Annotated in this window: 17 protein-coding genes; 8 read left to right on the top strand and 9 right to left on the bottom strand. The window is 68.4% G+C overall.

Annotated features, from left to right (window positions below; genetic code table 11):
* Window positions 1-67: 67 nt before the first annotated feature.
* From AC4D2R_RS01370 to AC4D2R_RS01355, 4 genes are all read left to right on the top strand, one after another.
* On the top strand, window positions 68-841 hold the full coding sequence (locus AC4D2R_RS01370; protein ID WP_490936731.1) for a demethylmenaquinone methyltransferase: 774 nt from the start codon (window positions 68-70) through the stop codon (window positions 839-841).
* Window positions 842-2,158 (top strand): geranylgeranyl reductase family protein, encoded by a 1,317-nt coding sequence (locus AC4D2R_RS01365; protein WP_490936729.1) that lies wholly within the window; start codon window positions 842-844, stop codon window positions 2,156-2,158.
* A gap of 69 nt (window positions 2,159-2,227) precedes the next feature.
* Complete coding sequence (locus AC4D2R_RS01360; protein WP_490937350.1) at window positions 2,228-3,277, top strand: polyprenyl synthetase family protein; 1,050 nt, start codon at window positions 2,228-2,230, stop codon at window positions 3,275-3,277.
* 218 nt (window positions 3,278-3,495) lie between these two features.
* Window positions 3,496-4,317: a DUF559 domain-containing protein gene (locus AC4D2R_RS01355; RefSeq protein ID WP_490936727.1), complete on the top strand. Its 822-nt coding sequence runs from the start codon at window positions 3,496-3,498 to the stop codon at window positions 4,315-4,317.
* A 109-nt stretch (window positions 4,318-4,426) separates the two neighbouring features.
* Here AC4D2R_RS01355 and AC4D2R_RS01350 read toward each other — a convergent pair whose 3' ends face one another.
* The 8 genes from AC4D2R_RS01350 to AC4D2R_RS01315 form a co-directional block, all read right to left on the bottom strand.
* Window positions 4,427-4,897, bottom strand: coding sequence for an HIT family protein (locus tag AC4D2R_RS01350; protein WP_490901098.1), 471 nt, complete (start codon window positions 4,895-4,897; stop codon window positions 4,427-4,429).
* A gap of 4 nt (window positions 4,898-4,901) precedes the next feature.
* Window positions 4,902-5,327: a hypothetical protein gene (locus AC4D2R_RS01345; protein ID WP_490901100.1), complete on the bottom strand. Its 426-nt coding sequence runs from the start codon at window positions 5,325-5,327 to the stop codon at window positions 4,902-4,904.
* A gap of 59 nt (window positions 5,328-5,386) precedes the next feature.
* Window positions 5,387-6,034, bottom strand: coding sequence for a trimeric intracellular cation channel family protein (locus AC4D2R_RS01340; protein ID WP_490936725.1), 648 nt, complete (start codon window positions 6,032-6,034; stop codon window positions 5,387-5,389).
* A 36-nt stretch (window positions 6,035-6,070) separates the two neighbouring features.
* The gene (locus AC4D2R_RS01335; RefSeq protein WP_490936723.1) at window positions 6,071-6,499 is read right to left on the bottom strand and encodes an ATP-binding protein; all 429 of its coding nucleotides are present in this window, start codon (window positions 6,497-6,499) and stop codon (window positions 6,071-6,073) included.
* Window positions 6,492-6,824, bottom strand: coding sequence for an STAS domain-containing protein (locus tag AC4D2R_RS01330; protein WP_490901105.1), 333 nt, complete (start codon window positions 6,822-6,824; stop codon window positions 6,492-6,494). The genes AC4D2R_RS01335 and AC4D2R_RS01330 overlap by 8 nt, the downstream gene beginning before the upstream one ends.
* Window positions 6,808-8,760 (bottom strand): glycosyltransferase, encoded by a 1,953-nt coding sequence (locus tag AC4D2R_RS01325; protein ID WP_490936720.1) that lies wholly within the window; start codon window positions 8,758-8,760, stop codon window positions 6,808-6,810. The genes AC4D2R_RS01330 and AC4D2R_RS01325 overlap by 17 nt, the downstream gene beginning before the upstream one ends.
* On the bottom strand, window positions 8,757-9,881 hold the full coding sequence (locus AC4D2R_RS01320) for a PP2C family protein-serine/threonine phosphatase (protein ID WP_490936718.1): 1,125 nt from the start codon (window positions 9,879-9,881) through the stop codon (window positions 8,757-8,759). Before AC4D2R_RS01320 ends, AC4D2R_RS01325 begins: the two co-directional genes overlap by 4 nt.
* 77 nt (window positions 9,882-9,958) lie before the next feature.
* Window positions 9,959-11,377 carry a PucR family transcriptional regulator gene (locus AC4D2R_RS01315; protein WP_490936716.1) on the bottom strand — a complete coding sequence of 473 codons (1,419 nt, stop codon included), beginning with the start codon at window positions 11,375-11,377 and terminating at the stop codon, window positions 9,959-9,961.
* 179 nt (window positions 11,378-11,556) lie between these two features.
* On the opposite strand from AC4D2R_RS01315, the gene AC4D2R_RS01310 reads away from it, so the two are divergent.
* Both AC4D2R_RS01310 and gabT read left to right on the top strand, forming a co-directional pair.
* Window positions 11,557-12,996: a gamma-aminobutyraldehyde dehydrogenase gene (locus AC4D2R_RS01310; RefSeq protein ID WP_490901112.1), complete on the top strand. Its 1,440-nt coding sequence runs from the start codon at window positions 11,557-11,559 to the stop codon at window positions 12,994-12,996.
* A 16-nt stretch (window positions 12,997-13,012) separates the two neighbouring features.
* Window positions 13,013-14,386: a 4-aminobutyrate--2-oxoglutarate transaminase gene (gabT, locus tag AC4D2R_RS01305; RefSeq protein WP_490936714.1), complete on the top strand. Its 1,374-nt coding sequence runs from the start codon at window positions 13,013-13,015 to the stop codon at window positions 14,384-14,386.
* Window positions 14,387-14,423: 37 nt separating this feature from the next.
* Here gabT and AC4D2R_RS01300 read toward each other — a convergent pair whose 3' ends face one another.
* Window positions 14,424-15,101 carry a TetR/AcrR family transcriptional regulator gene (locus AC4D2R_RS01300; RefSeq protein ID WP_490936712.1) on the bottom strand — a complete coding sequence of 226 codons (678 nt, stop codon included), beginning with the start codon at window positions 15,099-15,101 and terminating at the stop codon, window positions 14,424-14,426.
* A gap of 131 nt (window positions 15,102-15,232) precedes the next feature.
* Between AC4D2R_RS01300 and AC4D2R_RS01295 the strand changes: the two genes are divergently transcribed.
* On the top strand, window positions 15,233-16,654 hold the full coding sequence (locus AC4D2R_RS01295) for a flavin monoamine oxidase family protein (RefSeq protein ID WP_490936710.1): 1,422 nt from the start codon (window positions 15,233-15,235) through the stop codon (window positions 16,652-16,654).
* Window positions 16,651-18,180: an APC family permease gene (locus AC4D2R_RS01290; RefSeq protein WP_490936708.1), complete on the top strand. Its 1,530-nt coding sequence runs from the start codon at window positions 16,651-16,653 to the stop codon at window positions 18,178-18,180. Before AC4D2R_RS01295 ends, AC4D2R_RS01290 begins: the two co-directional genes overlap by 4 nt.
* Window positions 18,181-18,303: the final 123 nt, after the last annotated feature.

Genomic DNA, 18,303 nt, shown 5'->3' with positions numbered 1-18,303 from the left:
CCCGCACCGGCGGCCTCCCGGCGAAGGTGCGGTCCGGTCCCACATATTTGTTTGAGACAATAGGGAGGTGAACCGAGCATCACTGGAGAAGCGCCCCGAAGAAGTAGCTGCCATGTTCGATGACGTCGCGCCCAAATACGACGTCGTCAACGATGTCCTGTCCTTGGGGCAGACGCACCGCTGGCGCAAGATCGTGGTGCAGGCGGTGGGCGCCGAACCCGGCCAGCGCGTCCTTGACCTGGCAGCCGGAACCGGCACCTCGAGCGAGCCGTACGCCGACATCGGCATCGACGTCGTGGCGTGTGATTTCTCACTTGGCATGCTGACGGTTGGCAAGCGGCGGCGGCCCGACATCGACTTCGTGGCGGGGGACGCGACGAACCTTCCGTTCGCCGACAACTCTTTTGATGCGAGCACCATCTCCTTCGGCCTGCGCAACGTCAACGAGCCGCGCAAGGCCCTGCAGGAGATGCTGCGCGTGACCAAGCCCGGCGGCAGGCTCGTCATCGCCGAGTTCTCCCAGCCCGTTGTGCCGCTGTGGCGGAACCTCTACACCGAATACCTGATGCGCGCCCTGCCGGCCATCGCCAGCAAGGTCGCCTCGAACCCCGATGCCTACGTCTACCTCGCCGAATCGATCCGCGCCTGGCCCAACCAGGACGCCCTCGCGGCGTGGATCTCCGAAAGCGGCTGGGACGACGTGGCCTACCGGAACCTCAACGGCGGCATCGTTGCCGTCCACCGGGCCACCAAGCCGGGCGGGATGCCCGGCGGGACACCGGCAGCGCCTGAGCCGGCGCGGGCCCGCCTCCGCCGCCGCAGCACCCGGGCAGTGCACTAAGTGTCGGTCCTCATCATCGGGGCCGGGCCCGCAGGGTCCACCGCCGCCTACTACCTCGCGCGTGCCGGCATCGAGGTCACCGTCCTGGAGAAAACCCACTTTCCCCGCGAGAAGGTCTGCGGCGACGGGCTCACCCCGCGCGCCGTCCGGGAGATTCAGCTGTTGGGCCTCCCGCACGAGGCCGACGACGGCTGGCGGCGCAACAAGGGGCTGCGGCTGAAGGCCGGCGGACGCACCGTCGAGGTGCCCTGGCCGGAGCTCAGCGACTTCCCCGACTACGGGCTGGTGCGCACCCGCCTCGGTTTCGATGAAGCCCTTGCAGTCCACGCCCGGCAGGCCGGCGCCCGGATCCTCGAAGGACACGCCGTTACCTCGGCCATCCGGGACGAGACCGGACGGGTGACCGGCGTCGCGGCGAACATTCTCGACGAGGGCGGACGCAAGACCGGCGAGAGCCGCACCTTCAGCGCCGACGTCGTCCTCGCCGCCGACGGCAACTCCACGCGGACCGCGGTCAGCCTGGGCATCCCCAAGCGCGACGACCGCCCGCTGGGCGTTGCCGTACGCACCTACTTCACCAGCCCCCGGCACGAGGACGACTGGATGGAGGGCTGGCTTGAGCTCCCCGACGCGAGCGGCCGGCCCCTTCCCGGCTACGGCTGGGTCTTCGGCGTGGGCGACGGCACCTCCAACGTGGGCCTGGGCATCCTCAACTCCTCCGCGGAGTTCGGCAAGCTCGACTACAAGCAGGTGCTTCGCGACTGGACCGCCGGCATGCCTGCCGAATGGGGCTTCACCCCGGAGCATCAGGTCGGCGAGATCCGCGGCGCGGCCCTTCCCATGGGCTTCAACCGCACCCCGCACTACAGCCCCGGGCTCCTGCTGCTTGGCGATGCCGGGGGAATGGTTTCACCCTTCAACGGCGAAGGCATTTCCTACGCCATGGAGTCGGCGCGTTACGCCGCCGAGTTCATCGAACGCTCCCAGTCGGTCACCTCGGCCCTTGGCCGGGAGCAGATCCTCTCCGGATACGCCCCGTACATCCGCGGGCAGTGGGGGAGCCACTTCACCCTCGGCCGGGTCTTTGCGAAGCTCATCGGCAAGCCGGAAATCCTCCGCCTGGCCCTGCGCACCGGGATGCCGGTGCCGGTGCTGATGCGCTTCGTGGTGCGGATGCTCGCCAACCTCACCGATGCCGGAGGCCGCGGTTTCGAAGCCCGCGTCATCCACCTCCTTGAATCGCTTGCTCCACCCACGTCCAACCAGCCTCCCCCGAGGCTAGACACCCACGCGCGTCCCACCGCCCCACTTGGTTAGGCTTATACAGTGACTTCCTCCTTCGACTCAGGCCTGGCCAGCGTTGACAACAGCGTCCGCGGGGACAGCGTGCTCTCCGCCGCCGGGCAACCGGAGGACGGTTTCGCCTCACTGCACCTGCCCGCCGGGTTCGCGCTGATCGCCGAGGACCCGACGCTAGGCCCCGCCGTCTCGTCCTGCCTGAGCGAGGTCGAAACGCAGCTGCGCGCGGCGATCACCAACGCCGATTCCCTTGCCGACGCCGCAAGCCGGCACCTGGTCGAGGCCGGCGGCAAGCGGATCCGGCCCCTGCTGACCCTCCTCGCCTCCCACCTCGGGGACCCGAGCCGGCCCGAGGTGGTGCAGGCCGCCGTCGTCGTCGAACTGACCCACCTCGCCACCCTCTACCACGACGACGTGATGGACTCCGCGCCCTACCGCCGCGGCGCCCCGACCGCCCACGAGGTGTGGGGCAACTCGGTGGCCATCCTCACCGGTGACCTCATCTTCGCCCGCGCCTCGATCCTCGTCTCCGAACTGGGTGGGGAAGCCCTCGGCATCCAGGCGCGCACGTTCGAGCGGCTGTGCCTCGGGCAGCTGCACGAGACGGTGGGTCCGCGGGAGAACCAGGACCCGCTCGAGCACTACCTCTCCGTCATCGCCGACAAGACCGGTTCCCTCGTTGCGGCGTCGGGACAGCTCGGCGCACTGTTCGCCGGCACCTCCCGGGAGGTCATCGACATCATGGTTCAGTACGGTGAGAAGGTCGGCGTGGCCTTCCAGCTTGCCGACGACGTGATCGATGTGACCGGCCTGAAGGTGAAGTCCGGCAAGTCACCGGGCACCGATCTCCGCGAGGGCGTCCCGACCCTCCCGATCCTGCTGCTCCGGCGTGCCGCCTCGGCCGGGGACGCCTCCGCCGCCGAGGTCCTCGCCCTGGTTGACGGCGACCTGACCTCGGACGAGGCGCTGGCCGAAGCCGTCGAGGCGGTGCGTTCGCACCCGCAGACCCAGGAAGCGTGGGCCGTCGCGCAGCGCTGGGCCGACGACGCCGTCGCCGCCCTTGACCCGCTGCCCGACAGCGTGGTGAAGCAGGCGCTTGCCAGTTTCGCCCACGCCGTCGTCACCCGGGACGTCTGACCGGCCCGCATTCGCCTTCTTCAGCGCCGCCCGGTTTCAGTTCCTGCGCATTTGCCGCCGGTGCTCCCGACCGGGCGGCGTGTCGGCCCGCGCCACGCCCCTCCACGGCTGAAACCCGGGGAAAACGGTACGCGGGAAGCACCGGTGGGAGCTGCCCGGTTGCCCACATAGGGCCCGACGTCGGCCCGGAAGCCCCGCACGTCGGCTGAACTGCCCGGATGAGCGTGGAACAGGTGGTGAAGTCCCTCGGGTCGGTCGGCCGCACCGGGCAGGTGCGCAACCGCGGCGTCAGCGCCCGGGAACTTGCCCGGGCAGTGCGCGGGGGCGCGGTGGTGAGGCTGCGATCCGGTGTGCTGGCCCTGCCGGGTGCGGACCCCGACCTCACGGCAGCGGTGCTGGCCGGCGGCCGGCTGACCTGCGTTTCGGCGGCCCGGTACTACGGCCTGTGGCAGCTCCGGCGCCCCGGCGCCCTTCACCTGAGCTGCACCTCGGGTGCGGGCGGGTGTGTCAACCACCGCGGCAGGACGGTTCCGGTGCACCCGATCCTGCCCGTCGTGGGACTTGCCGACGTCCTGGTCCATGCCCTGCAGTGCCGGCCGGCGGTTGAGTCGGTCGCAATGGTTGAATGCGCGCTTCGCCGCGGTGAAACGGTGAAGTCCTTCCTCGCGGACCGGCTCCCGGGCAACCGCAACGGGCGGGCACGTGCCGCCCTCGACTTCGCCGGGACCTCGGCCGACTCCGCCATCGAGGTCGTTGCCCGCCTGCTGTTCCTGGGCGCCGGCCTGGACATCGAACCACAGGCAGCGGTTCCGGAAGTGGGCCGGGTGGACTTCCTGGTCGAAGGCTTCCTCGTCGTCGAGATCGACGGGGCGGCGTTCCACTCCGACCGGCGGGCCCTGCGGCGGGACCGCCACCGCAACAACCGGACCATCATCAACGGCTACGCGGTGCTGCGGTTCTGCTACGAGGACATCATGTTCCACCAGGAGCTCGTGCTGGCCGACATTTTCGCGGTGCTCCGCGGCCGGGCCGTGCGGTAGGTGCACCGGATCCGGCACCTTTGGCGGGAAATCCGCCGCCCGACCGGCGTGGCGGCCGGGGACACGCCTCCGGCGGACCCAAACCCGCAGGAATCGGCGCAGCGCAGGGCTAGAGGAACGCCCGCAGCTCGTCGGCCTTGCGGGCGCGGATCGCCGGGTCGACGATCGGGCGGGTCGGCGCGAAGTAGAAGCCGTCGTCGTGCCAGCGCGGCAGGACGTGCTGGTGGTAGTGCCACACGTGCTGGCTGCCGGCGGGCTCGTTGTGCTGCCGGGTGGAGACGCCGTCGGGCTCCCATGCCCGCTTGATCGCCACGGCAAGGTCGCGGGTGAGGACCATGATCCGGGCGGCGACGTCGTCGGGGAGCTCGTAGAGCAGCTCGAAGTGCTCGCGCGGGGTGATCAGCACATGCCCGGGGTTGGGGGCGAAGCCGTGGGAGGCAATGAACGCGATCGCCAGCTCATCCGAGTAGATGACATCGCCCGGGCGGCACAGGTTCTTCGGGTTGCTGAAGTCGCCCTTGGCCAGGTCGCAGAACGGGCAGCGGTAGTCCTGCGGCGCGTGGTGAACAAACTCGGACACGTGCCTAGTCCTCCTCGGTGTCTTCGAACACCCACTCGAACAGGTCAAGGACGTACTCGCTGAACGTCCCCTCCTCGCTCTGCCATTCGCCGCGGGCGTTGTTGCGGCGCCAGATGATCGGGTCGGGGACGGAGAGCTGGTCCACGCGCATGCCCCACGTGTACTGCTCCTCCTCGTCCTCGAGGAAGAGCAGGTAGCCGTCCTCGACCTCAAGCTCGTCGGGGTCCCAGAAGAAGTGGAACGCCTCCATGATGTCTTCGGTCGCTCCGACGGCGAGGTAGAACTCGCGCAGCGCCAGGGGCAGCTCGAAGTCCTTGCCGTCGAGAAGCTCCTCCAGTTCGGCCGGCGAGAAGCCGTCCTCCGCTTTCCACTGGTCGTCAAAGTAGGCGGGAACCAGGGCGCGGAATTTGTCCAGGAACAGTTCGGTCACAGGAACTCCAGGTGGTGTTGGGGGGAAGCTTCCATCCTATCCCTCACGGACCGCAGGCTTTACCGCCCGTTCCGCGGGGACCGGGACCACGTCCGGGCGGCGAGCGGCACCGACCAGCCGTTGGTCCATGCGAGGATGCGCAGCAGGAACACGAGGGCGGCGGCCGCGGTGCCGGTGAGCAGGTTGAACCATCCGGCCGCCACGAGCAGGGTCACGACGACGGCGCCGAGCATCGCCGGCAGGGCGTAGACGTCGCGCGGGTCGAAGAGCTGCGGAGTCTCGTTGGCGACGACGTCGCGCAGCAGCCCGCCGCCGACGCCGGTGGTGACGCCGAGCAGGACCGCCGCGACGGGATTCAGCCCGAAGTCGAGCGCCTTGAGCGTTCCCGTGACGCAGAACAGAGCAAGCCCTGCGGCGTCGAAGATCACAAGGACGCGCTTGACCCGCTCCACCCCGGAGACGGTGAAGTACACGAGGACCATGGCCAGCAGCGGGGGAATCAGGTAGACGGGATTGGAAAACGCAGCCGGCGGCGTACCGATGATGACGTCGCGCACCACGCCCCCGCCGAGCCCCGCCAGGGAAGCCAGCAGCAGCGAACCGACGACGTCGAACTTCCTCCGGGCGGCAAGGAGCGATCCGGAGACTGCGAAGAAGAACACTCCGGCCAGATCAAGGATCAGGGCGATGTTCGAGGCGGTGGTCATTTGCTCTTTCGACGGAAGCCCGCGGACGGGCGGCGCTTAGGCGAAGGGTGCCGATTCCCTTGAGAGGATCCAGGTGTTCGTGTCGCCGCGGCGCTCGACGGTCACCGTTGTCACAAGGGCCTCGATGAGCGCCAGCCCGCGGCCGGACTCGAGGTCCTCGCCCGGCATCTCCGGCACGGTGAGGTCCGGGAGCACCTGGGCGCCGATCTCGGAGATCTTCGCGTGCAGGAGGGAGGGCATGATGCTGAGGTCGACGCCGAGCATCAGGCGCCGGCCTTTGGCAGCGATGCCGTGCTGGACCACGTTGGTGGCGGCCTCGACGACGGCGGTGGCGAACGCCATCTGGTCAAGCTCGGGCACGAACGCCGCGTCGTCCCACAGCAGGGCCAGCTCGTCGTGGAGCTTGTCGACCGCCTCGGGTTCGGCGGGCGCCAGCAGCTTGCGCTGCGCCAGCACCTCAGTCATTGGCGAAGGCATCTTCGGTTGTGGCATGGGGAGTCAGGACCCGGTGCATGCTGGTCAGTTCGAGGACCATCTTCACCTGCGGCCGAACACGGGCGATCCGCAGGTCCCCTCCGGCCTGCCGTGCCAGTTTGAGGCAGCCGATGAGGGCGCCGAGCCCGGAGGAATCGATGAACTCCGTTGCATCGAGGTCCACCACGATGCGCTTGTTGCCGGCGGAGACGACATCCCCGATGACGTCGCGCAGTTGCGGTGCAGCGACCATGTTCAGCCTCCCGGTGCCTGAGACGACCGTGTACGTTGCTTTCTGCTCAGTGCTGAACTGCATCTGCACTCCTCTTTTCCGGGACAAACCCCTTGTACTTTACTGCCTTGAGCACCACGCTCAGCACGACGAGGTCGAAGGCGACCCAGCCCACGTTGACGAGCGTCCCGATCGGTTCGTTGAGTCCGAGTGCCAGCCGTGTCACTCCTACAAGCAGTGCGGCAACAAGCAGCACGATGACGGTCAGCTGGGGGCGGATCAGGCTCCAGCGCGGACCGCCGCTCTGGCGGGACTTGGGGGTGACGGCGAACGCCAGCGGGTGCCCGAACCACACGTTGCGGGCGGCGGTCGTGCACGCCCGTATCCAGACGGGGAACAGCGCCAGGCTGTACTGCTGGCCGCGCCAGGTGCTCAGCCCCCGTCCCGCAACGGCGAAGAGGATCTGGTTGGCGATCATGAATGGAATGAAGCGGGAGAAGAAGTCGTCACTGAGGCTGGTCACCGGAAGGATGCCGAGCGTGAGGTAGAGAATCGGGGCGGCGAAGTAGACGACGGCGGCGAACCCGGAGAGGTACGTCCACATGGTGGTGAAGTACATCAGGCGCTGGCCGAGCTTCAGGCCCTTCAGCGTCAGGGGGTTTTCCCGCAGCAGGACCTGGATGGTTCCCTGGGCCCACCGGAGGCGTTGCGTGAGCATCGTCCCGAGGTCTTCGGGGGCGAGCCCGCGCGCCAGCACCTCATGGTGGTAGACGCTTTGCCAACCCATCGCGTGGAGCCCCAGCGAGGTCGCCATGTCCTCCGTCACGGAGATGGTTGACATCGGCATGATCGGCTGGGCCTCGGAGGAGCGTTCGATGGTGATCGCATCGAGGACGGCCTGCACCGATCCCAGGGCCGCGAGCGGGGAGAGGTCGCGGTGGGACATGCGCTCGACGGCGCGGTCCAGGTCGACCGCGAGCTCAACCGAGGCGTCGGTTCCGTGCCCCATCGCCGCGAGCTCGGCGAGGTCGGACTCAAGGGCGGAAAGGTCCGAGCTGACCAGGGTTTGCACTGCCTCGTCAACGGACCGGCGCACCCTGTAGGTCACCTCGCTGAGCGAGGCTCCTTCGGCAAGTTCGGCACGGGCACGGCCGGTTGCCGCCTCCACCTGGTCCAGCAGTCCGGCGACAAGCGGGTCGGCGGCTTCGGGGGAGCGGCGGGCGGACCGCAGGGCCCGGCGGGAGGCCTTGAGCGCCTTGCGCACGCTCCGGTCCACTTCGGTGACGTACCCGGTCAGGCCCAGCTGCATGAGCGCCTCGCGCCGCAGGACGGCGTTCGATCCGCAGAAGAACGCGGCGTCCCAGCCGTCCTTGCCCTGCTGGATCGGCCCGTAGAAGAGCGGCGCCTGGCTGCCCAGCGGATCGTTGTCGGCAACGTTGTCGAAGTGCTGCGGCGTCTGGACGAGGGCCACGCGCCGATTGTCGAAGTACCCCAGCGTGCGCCCGAGGATAGTGGGGGCCGGCACCTGGTCGGCGTCGAGGATGAGGACGAACTCTCCCTGCGTCTCCATCAGCGCGTTGTTGAGGTTGCCCGCCTTGGCGTGGCGCGGGCGGTCCTCCCAGTCGGCGCCGCGGGTGAGGTAGCCGATCCCGTGCTCCTCGGCGAGGCGGCGGATCTCGGGACGGGACCCGTCGTCAAGGATCCAGGTGCTGTGCGGGTGTTCGATCGCCTGCGCGGCGAGGGCGGTGCGCAGGACCATCTCCGCGGGCTCGTCGTAGGTGGTGATGAAGACGTCAACCGTTGCATCGGGGCGCGCCGGCGGCGCGGACCGGTGCCGGACCCGCCAGACCGTCATGCCAAAGAGGGTCAGATCGATGAGGCTGTACGTCTCGGCGATGACGAGCGGGACGGCAATCCACCAGGCGTCCCAGTTGAGCGAGGCGAACCAGCGCCACGCAATGTAGTTGACGCCGGTGAGGACGGTCAGGACAACCAGCAGGCGCAGCAGGAAGCGGTTCACGGGCTCGGGGTTTCGTGCGGGCGGCTCCGGCTGCGGTGCAGGATCACTGCGGTGACGTCGTCGGCCACCTCGGGCACGTCGGCGAGCTGGAGCAGGGCGCTGCAGGCCTCGGCGGCGGTCGGCGCCTGGGCGATGACCACCCGCACGGCGGCGATGAAGTCCTCGATCGTCTCATAGAGGTCGAGCAGTCCGTCGCTGATGACGGCGAGGACGTCGCCGGGGGCAAGCTGCACCTGTCCCGACCGCCAGACCTGCCCGGGCCACGCGCCGACCGGCGGGCCGCCCGAGGCGAGCCGGTCGCAGCGGCCGTCGACGGTGATGTGGAGGGCGAGGCCGTGCCCGGCGTCGACGTATTCGACGACGCCCGTCGCGGCATTGAGCCGGCCGTGGAAGAGGGTGACGAAGGATCCGGCCTTGTCGAGGTCCGGCTCCGTTGAGCGGGCGGCGCTGTTGAACGCTGTGTCGATGTTGGTCTGGCCGGCGACGGAGCGCATGACGGCGCGCACCGTGGCGGCGATGAGGGCTGCGCCCATGCCCTTGCCCATGGCGTCGGCGACCGTGAGGTGGAGGCCCTCGGCGGTGCGGTACCAGTCGTAGAAGTCGCCGCCGACGCTGCGCGAGGGGCGGAACTGTCCGGCGAGGGCGTAATCCTCGAACTGCAGCGCGTCCCGGGGGAGCAGGCTCTGCTGGACCTCCGCGGCCCGCCGGCGCTCGTCGGCGTTCGCCTCGTCGACGGCGCTCTGCCGGTTCTGCCTGCGGAAGATGGAATTGATGCGGGCCACGAGCTCGCGGGGGCTGAAGGGCTTGCTGATGTAGTCGTCGGCGCCGGTCTCGAGCCCGGTGAGCCGCTGGATCTCGTCGGTCCGCGCGGTGATCATGAGGATGTACGCGTCGGAGAAGGTGCGGATCTGGCGGCAGATGTCGATGCCGTCGCCGTCGGGCAGGTTCAGGTCCAGGGTGATCAGGTCGGCACCCTCCCGTGCCGCAGCGAGTCCCTCCTTCGCCGTCCCGGCCTCGGTGACCTCGAAGCCTTGGGATGCGAGGATCTGCGCGAGCAGGCTCCGGATGTCGGCGTCGTCTTCAACAACGAGGGCGCGGCGCGTACCGGAGGGGTAAGTCATAGGATCCATTAAACGCTACCAATCTCAAGTTTCACTCGGATAACTTCAGAAACATACGGAACGGCCGCTTTACGGTGCTACCGCAGCGCCCGAACGTGCAGGGCCAGGTAGAGGTGCACCCGGTCGGCGGTGACCGCCGGGTCGTACCCCGTGAGGTCGACGATCTGCTGGAGGCGGTAGCGCACCGTGTTGCGGTGCAGCTGCAGGGCGTCCGCAACGGCAGCGACAGACCCGTTGAGGGCAAGGTACTTCTCAAGGGTGGTCATCAGCCCGGCCCCGTGCTTGGCGTCGAAGGCGCTGACCGGCGCCAGGACCTCGGATGCGAGGTCGGCAAGGGGGACGTCCTCGCTGGTCATGAGCAGGGAGGTCAGGCTCAGCCGGTTGGGATGGTTGATCGGATTGCCGCGGGTCAGTGATTCCCGCGCCTCGAAGTAGCTCCATCGCAGGCCGTTCACGCCCGCGTAGGCTCCGCCGATTCCCACGCGGGCGGTGAATCCCGCAGCGTGGAGGTAGGCGGCAACGGTTTCCCCGAGTTCGGCACCGGCGGCCTCGGTGGCGATGACGACAAGGCGCTCGTCGATGATGGCGCTGACCGTCCCGGCGCAGTTGGCGGGCAGCGGCAGGGTGCGCAGTGCCCGGCGCTGCCCCGAGGCGACCTCGATGATCACCGCGACGTGCCGGCACGACGTGTCGAGGCCCGTGCTCTGAAGCCGGGCTCCGGCGTCGGGCCCGGTGAGGGTGCCGCGCACGACGTCCTGCAGCAGCTGCCCCGCCGCCGAACGCTCGCCGAAGCGCCGCCGCGCCTGGTTGCTCAGTTCGACGCTGATGAGGCTCTGCGCGTAGTCGACGATCCCGGCAGGCGTGTACGGCTCGGCGATGGCAAGGGTGCACCGGTCCTTCAGGCCCGTGGCAACCGGCACGCGGTGCCAGCCGCGCGGGTCCCCGTCGTCGGCTGAGGAGGTGCCGGCGATGCGGGTTCCGTACTGGGACAGGGAGACGTCGCTGCCCAGGATCGCCGCGAGCTCCTCGAGCAGCCGCGCCAGGCCGCCTCCGCCCAGGAGCGCCGCCGCGAGCCTCTGGTAACCGAGAAGCAGTCCCTCGAGCCGGGCATAGTGGTCCGCGGAGAGGGAGTCGGCAACAATCTTGCCGATGGCGATGAAGGGTGTCTGGTATGGCACCTCGAACACTGGAAGGCCCACCCGGTTGGCCTCGTCGACAAGGCCTTCCGGGGCGTGGTCGTGGGAGAACCCGACGCCGAACCCGACCGCCAGGGCCCCCGCCTCGGCGACCCGCCGCACGAACGCGCGCTCCGCTGAGGCGTTCTGGAACCGGACGCCGGTTGTCAGCACCACCTCGCCACCGCCGAGGAACGGAAGCGGATCCTCAAGCTCGGTCACGGCGACCCACTGGATTCCGGCGTCGGAGGCGGGTGCGCTGCCGACGGGCGTCAGGCCGAGCCGGGGCGCGGCGAGCAACGTTGACAGTGAGATAGCCATGTACCAAGAGTAGGAGAGGCGGGCTGAAATTATTGTGCGGCTGCATGAGTGTTTCGCAATTCCCCTGTGCACCAGCACCTTGGAGTTTTCCGCCGGCGGCGCGTAGGGTCTGCATTGACTCTCGCGCTGCCGCCGGTGATAGTTGTTGCCCGCCGACGGCCGTCCGCACAATGAAAGGGATGCACACCGTGGTCCAGACCCTGCAGAACTACATCAACGGCGAGTTCGTTTCGATCTCCGGCACGGAAATCCTCGACATCGTCAACCCCACCAACGGTGAACTCGTCGCGAAGGCGCCGGTGTCGCTCCAGGCGGACGTCGACGCGGCAATGGATGCCGCCGCCACCGCCTTCAAGTCCTGGAAGCACGTGACCCCGGGCCAGCGCCAGCTGATGCTGTTGCGCCTCGCCGACGCCGTGGAGGCAGCAAGCGACGACCTCGTGGAGGCCCAGCACCGCAACACCGGCCAGGTGCGCGAGATGATCGCCGCCGAGGAGGTTGCCGCGGGCGCCGACCAGCTGCGCTTCTTCGCCGGAGCCTCCCGCATCCTTGAGGGCAAGTCGGCCGGGGAGTACATGGAGGGCCACACCTCCTACATCCGTCGCGAGCCCATCGGCGTCGTTGCGCAGGTCGCACCCTGGAACTACCCGCTGCTCATGGCGGTGTGGAAGATCGGCCCCGCACTTGCCGCAGGCAACACTGTCGTCCTCAAGCCCAGCGACACCACCCCCGAATCGACGCTGCTCCTGGCGCGGCTCACGCAGGACATCCTGCCCCCGGGCGTGCTGAACGTGGTGCTCGGCAACGCCGAGACCGGCTCCATGATGACCGAGCACAAGACTCCCGGGCTCGTCTCGATCACCGGTTCGGTGCGGGCGGGCATCGCCGTCGCCTCGAGCGCGGCCAAGGGCCTGAAGCGGGCCCACCTGGAGCTTGGCGGCAAGGCCCCCGCCGTCGTCTTCGCCGATGCCGACCTCAAGAAGACCGCCGAGGCGCTCGCCGAGTTCGCCTTCTTCAACGCGGGCCAGGACTGCACCGCGGTCACGCGCGTCCTCGTCCAGGAACCCGCCCACGACGAGCTTGTCGCGGCGATGGTCGAGCACACCAAGACGCTCAAGACCGGCAGCCAGGACGACTCGGAGAACTATTTCGGGCCGCTGAACAACATCAACCACTTCAACGCGGTCAACTCGGTCATCGACTCCCTGCCGGCTCACTGCCAGGTTGCCACCGGCGGCAAGCGTGCGGGCGACAAGGGTTACTTCTTCGAACCCACGATCGTCACCGGAGCCGAGCAGAGCGACGACATTGTTCAGAAGGAGACGTTCGGCCCGATCCTCACCGTCCAGAAGTTCCTCACCGAGGCTGAAGCCGTGGAGATGGCCAACGACGTTGATTTCGCCCTCGCCTCAAGCGTGTGGACAACCGACCACGGCACGGCCATGCGCGTATCCCGCGACCTGGACTTCGGCGCCGTGTGGATCAACACGCACATCATGCTCACCGCGGAGATGCCGCACGGCGGGTTCAAGAGCTCCGGCTACGGGAAGGACCTCTCGCTGTACGGCGTCGAAGACTACACACGGATCAAGCACGTGATGAGCGCGCTGGATGTCTAGAAGGGAAACGAATTTCATGACAACTCTCTCCACCTCCGCGGTCGGACCCGGATTCCGGCTCGAGCAGAAGCGCAACATCACCGGCACCTTCCCCGGCCCGAAGTCCGCCGCCCTCGATGCCCGCCGCAGCGCCGTCATCGCCAAGGGCGTCGCGTCCGGCGTGCCGGTCTACGCGGCCGACGCCGACGGCGGCATCATCAAGGACGTCGACGGGAACTCGTTCATCGACCTTGGCTCGGGCATTGCCGTCACGAGCGTCGGGGCCTCCGATCCCGCCGTCGTGAGCGCAGTGCAGGAGCAGGTCGGGCACTTCACCCACACCTGCTTCATGGTCACCCCGTACGAGGGATACATAGCGGTCGCCGAGCAGCTGGCCGAACTGACCCCGGGTGACTTCGAAAAGCGCACGGTGCTCTTCAACTCCGGCGCCGAGGCCGTGGAGAACGCCGTCAAGGTGGCGCGCCTTGCCACCGGCCGCAACGCCGTCGTCGCCTTCGACCACGCCTACCACGGCCGCACCAACCTCACGATGGCGCTGACCGCCAAGTCGATGCCGTACAAGACGAACTTCGGGCCGTTCGCGCCCGAGGTGTACCGGATGCCGATGAGCTACCCGTACCGCGAGGAGAACCCGTCGATCACCGGTGCCGAGGCCGCCCAGCGGGCCATCACCATGATCGAGAAGCAGCTCGGCGGAGACTCAGTCGCCGCGATCATCATCGAGCCCATCCAGGGCGAGGGCGGCTTCATCGTCCCCGCCGAGGGCTTCCTCCCCGCGCTGGCCGAGTGGGCCAAGGCCAACGGCGTCGTCTTCATCGCCGACGAGGTCCAGTCCGGGTTCTGCCGCACCGGTGAGTGGTTCGCCGTGAACCACGAGGGCGTCGTGCCCGACATCATCACCATGGCCAAGGGGATTGCCGGCGGTATGCCGCTGTCGGCGATCACCGGCCGCGCCGACCTGCTCGACGCCGTCCACCCGGGCGGCCTCGGCGGAACCTACGGCGGCAACCCGGTGGCCTGCGCGGCCGCCCTCGCCTCGATCGGCACGATGAAGGAGCAGGACCTCGCCGGACGTGCCCGCCACATCGAGGAGCTCGTGATGCCCCGGCTCAGGGCGCTGAAGGACGAGCTCGGGGAATCCGGGATCATCGGCGACATCCGGGGCCGCGGCGCGATGCTCGCCATCGAGTTCGTGAAGGAAGGAAGCACCGCGCCGAACCCCGAGGCCACCAAGGCGATCGCCGCCGCGTGCCTCCAGGCCGGAGTTATCATCCTCACCTGCGGCACCTACGGCAACGTGATCCGCCTGCTGCCGCCGCTGGTGATGGGCGACGAGCTGCTCCTCGACGGGCTCGACGTGCTCGAGACCGTCATCCGCTCCACCAAGTAGCCGCGAAACTGCAGATAACCACGTGATTCCGGGGGAGTTACGTGGTTATCTGCAGTTTGAGGCCGGTGATGAGCGCCTCGAGGCCGGCGCTGAAGGCGATGTCCGCCGCCGTGCGGCCCCCGGCGCCGCCCGATCCGGGCTGGGCTGCGCTGCGCACCGCGGCCGTGAAGACAGGGAACTCCCCGCCCAGGGCGCCGGAGTCGAAGATGTTGCTTGGCGCCGAGACGTCCAGCGCCGACCCGTAGATGAACGATTCGAGCGCTACGATCGCCGGGACAACGCGCTCCTCGGGCCAGCCGGCGGCCAGGAACCCGCGGGCCACCTCCTCGTACATGCGCAGGGTGTCGGCTGCGTCCGTCACGGGCATGACGGCGATCACCGGAACCAGCGGGGCGTGCCGGGCGAAAACCTCCCGGTAGGACCATGCCCAGCGCCGCACCGCCTCATCCCAAGGTTCGGTGGCGAAGGCGCTGAAGTCGACCATCGTCATGACATGGTCCTGGACCCAGCTGAGGACCTCCTGCTTGGATCCGGCGTGGTTGTAGAGGGCCGACGGCGCCACCTTCAGCCGTTTGGCCAGGGCCGACATGGTCAGGCCGTCGTACCCCTCGGCCGCGATCAGGGCCAGGGCCGCGCGGGTGATCCGTGCCCGGGACAGGACGCCCTTGGGCGGCCGTCCGGCGCGCCGGTGTGCCTCCGGGGCGGCTTCACTCATTCAGGGCTCCTGTTCCTCACTTCGACGTTATCCTATGGCTCTTCCCAAACCGTCACCGGCCCGCTAGAGTCTTCCCAGTAAATGAATAGCGTTCATTTTGTGGCGGAGGTCACGGACGCTGGGAGGAGAAAATGAAGACTGTAGAGCGCGACGTCGTCGTGATTGGAGCGGGGCCCTCGGGCCTGACCGCGGCATGGGAGCTGCGAAAGGCCGGGCACTCCGTTGCGGTGCTTGAAGCAAGGGACCGCGTTGGCGGACGCACCCACACCGACGACGTCGACGGCGCCGTCCTCGAGGTCGGCGGCCAGTGGGTCTCGCCGGACCAGACGGCGCTGATCGGCCTGCTCGGTGAACTCGGGCTTGAGACGTTCCCCCGCTACCGCGAGGGCGAGGCCGTCTACGTCGGCGCCGACGGGGTCCCCCAGCGCTACTCGGGGGAGACCTTTCCCGTGAACGAGCACACCGCCGCGGAAATGGACCGGCTGACCGCGATCCTTGATGAACTTGCAGCGCAGACCAACCCCGACGCCCCCTGGGAGCATACGGACGCGCGTGCACTCGACACCGTCTCCTTCTCCACCTGGCTGCGCCGGCGCTCGGACGATGAGGAGGCCTGCAACAACATCGGGCTGTTCATCGCCGGCGGGATGCTGACCAAGCCCGCCCACGCGTTCTCGGCCCTGCAGGCGGTCCACATGGCCGCGAGCGCCGGTTCGTTCTCGAACCTGGTGAACGAAGACTTCATCCTTGACCGCCGGGTTATCGGCGGGATGCAGTCGCTGTCCCAGCGTCTTGCCGCCGGTCTCGGCGATGACGTCTTCCTCGACACCCCGGTGCGTACCCTGCGCTGGTCCGAGGGGCCCGACCGCACCGCGGTCACCGCGGTGTCCGACAGGGTCACCGTCAACGCCCGGTACGCCGTCGTTGCAGTCCCGCCGAACCTCTACTCCCGGTTGTCCTACGAGCCGCCGCTGCCGCGCAGGCAGCACCAGATGCACCAGCACCAGTCGCTGGGCCTGGTGATCAAGGTCCACGCGGTCTACAGCCGGCCGTTCTGGCGCGACGCAGGTCTCTGCGGCACCGGCTTCGGCGCCGGACAGGTGGTGCAGGAGGTCTACGACAACACCAACCACGAAGACCCGCGCGGAACCCTCGTCGGGTTCGTCTCGGACGAGAAGGCCGACGCACTGTTCGAACTCGAGCCCGTCGAACGCCGCAGGCGGGTCCTTGAGTCGATCGCCACCTACCTGGGGGATCAGGCGCTCACCCCGGAGGTGTACTACGAGTCGGACTGGGGCTCCGAGGAGTGGACGCGCGGCGCCTACGCCGCCAGCTTCGACCTCGGCGGCCTTCACCGCTACGGGCCGCACCAGCGCACGCCCGTGGGCCCCATCCACTGGTCCTGCTCCGACATCGCGGGCGAGGGCTACCAGCACGTGGACGGCGCCGTGCGGATGGGACAGCGCACCGCGGAAATTCTCAGCACAATCCTCGCTCCATCACCCGGCGCCCTTTCCGGCCCGGGCTCCCTCTTCACGAAGGTGACCCAATGAGTACAGAGGTAAAGACAGCCGGCCGTGGGACGGGCCTCAGCAGGAAGGGCCTCAGCGCCGGCTCCGTCGGGCTGCTGGGCGCCGTCGTCATCGGTGTCTCAAGCATCGCCCCCGCCTACACGCTCACGGCCGCCCTCGGCCCAACCGTGGCGGAGGTGGGGGTGAACCTGCCCGCCATCTTCCTCGTCGGGTTCATCCCAATGCTCCTTGTGGCCCTCGGCTACCGGGAACTCAATAAGGCGATGCCCGACTCGGGCACCTCCTTCACATGGGCCACCCGGGCCTTCGGCCCGTGGATCGGCTGGATGGCCGGCTGGGGTTCGATCGCCGCGACGATCATCGTCCTGTCGAACCTGGCCGCCGTCGCCGTTGACTTCTTCTACCTGATGCTCGCGCAGGTCACGGGCAACGAGGCGCTCGCCGACCTCACCCTGAACCTGCCGGTCAACATCATCACCACCCTGATCTTCATCACCATCGCCTGCTGGATCTCCTACCGGGGCATGGAGACGATCAAGACCGTCCAGTACGTGCTCGTCACCTTCCAGCTGATCGTCCTCGCCTGGTTCGCCATCGCGGCATTCGCCCACGTGGCCAACGGCACGGCCTTCGATGCCACCCCCATCAGCGCCGAATGGTTCAACCCGTTCGCCGTCGGGTCCTTCTCCGCGTTTGCGGCAGGCGTCTCGCTGTCGATCTTCATCTACTGGGGCTGGGATGTCTGCCTCACGATGAACGAGGAAGCGACGAACCCCAAGAAGACTCCGGGACGTGCCGCCGGCGTCACCATCGTCGTCATCATGGCCATCTACCTGATCGTCGCCCTGGCAACGCTGTCCTACGCCGGGGTCGGCGAGGGCGAGCTCGGCGCGGGCAACCCCGACAACCAGGGCAGCATCTTCGCAGCGCTGGCCGGGCCGGTCATGGGCCCGTTCGCCATCCTGATGTCGATGGCCGTCCTGAGCAGCTCCGCGTCCTCGCTGCAGTCCACCTTCGTCTCGCCCGCCAGGACCCTGCTCGCGATGGGCCACTACGACGCCCTTCCGGCCAAGTACGGCAAGGTCAGCCCCCGCTACCTGTCTCCGCGCTACGCCACCGTCGCTGCGGCCGTCGCCGCCGGAGGGTTCTATGTGGTCACCCGCGTCCTTTCGGAGAACGCGCTGTGGGACACGATCACGGCCCTGGGCATGATGATCTGCTTCTACTACGGCATCACCGCCCTGGCCTGCGTCTGGTACTTCCGGGCAGAGGCCTTCACCAACCCCCGGAACTTCCTTGGAAAGTTCCTCGCACCGCTCCTGGGCGGGGTCATCCTCCTGGTGATGTTCGTCAAGACCGCATTTGACTCAATGGATCCGGCCTACGGCTCGGGCTCGGAGGTCGGCGGTGTCGGAATGGTGTTCATCCTCGGCATCGGCGTGCTCCTGCTCGGCGTCGTGCTCATGGCGGTCCAGTACCGGGTCAATCCAGGCTTCTTCAAGGGGACCGGCCTGCGGAAGGGCACCTCGGCAGAGACCGACGCCTGACCCAAGCTGGCCGGACATTCCGGACAAGGCCGCCGGCGGGACCTCCCAGGAGGATTCCGTCGGCGGCCTTTGCCATGGGCGGCAAGCCGGGTTTCCCTTAACGCTCGACGAAATCCATCAGGA

The organism is Arthrobacter sp. TJ-217 (assembly GCF_058269255.1).
The sequence above is the reverse complement of the archived record's forward strand: the minus strand, read 5'-3'. Positions and strand labels throughout refer to the sequence as shown.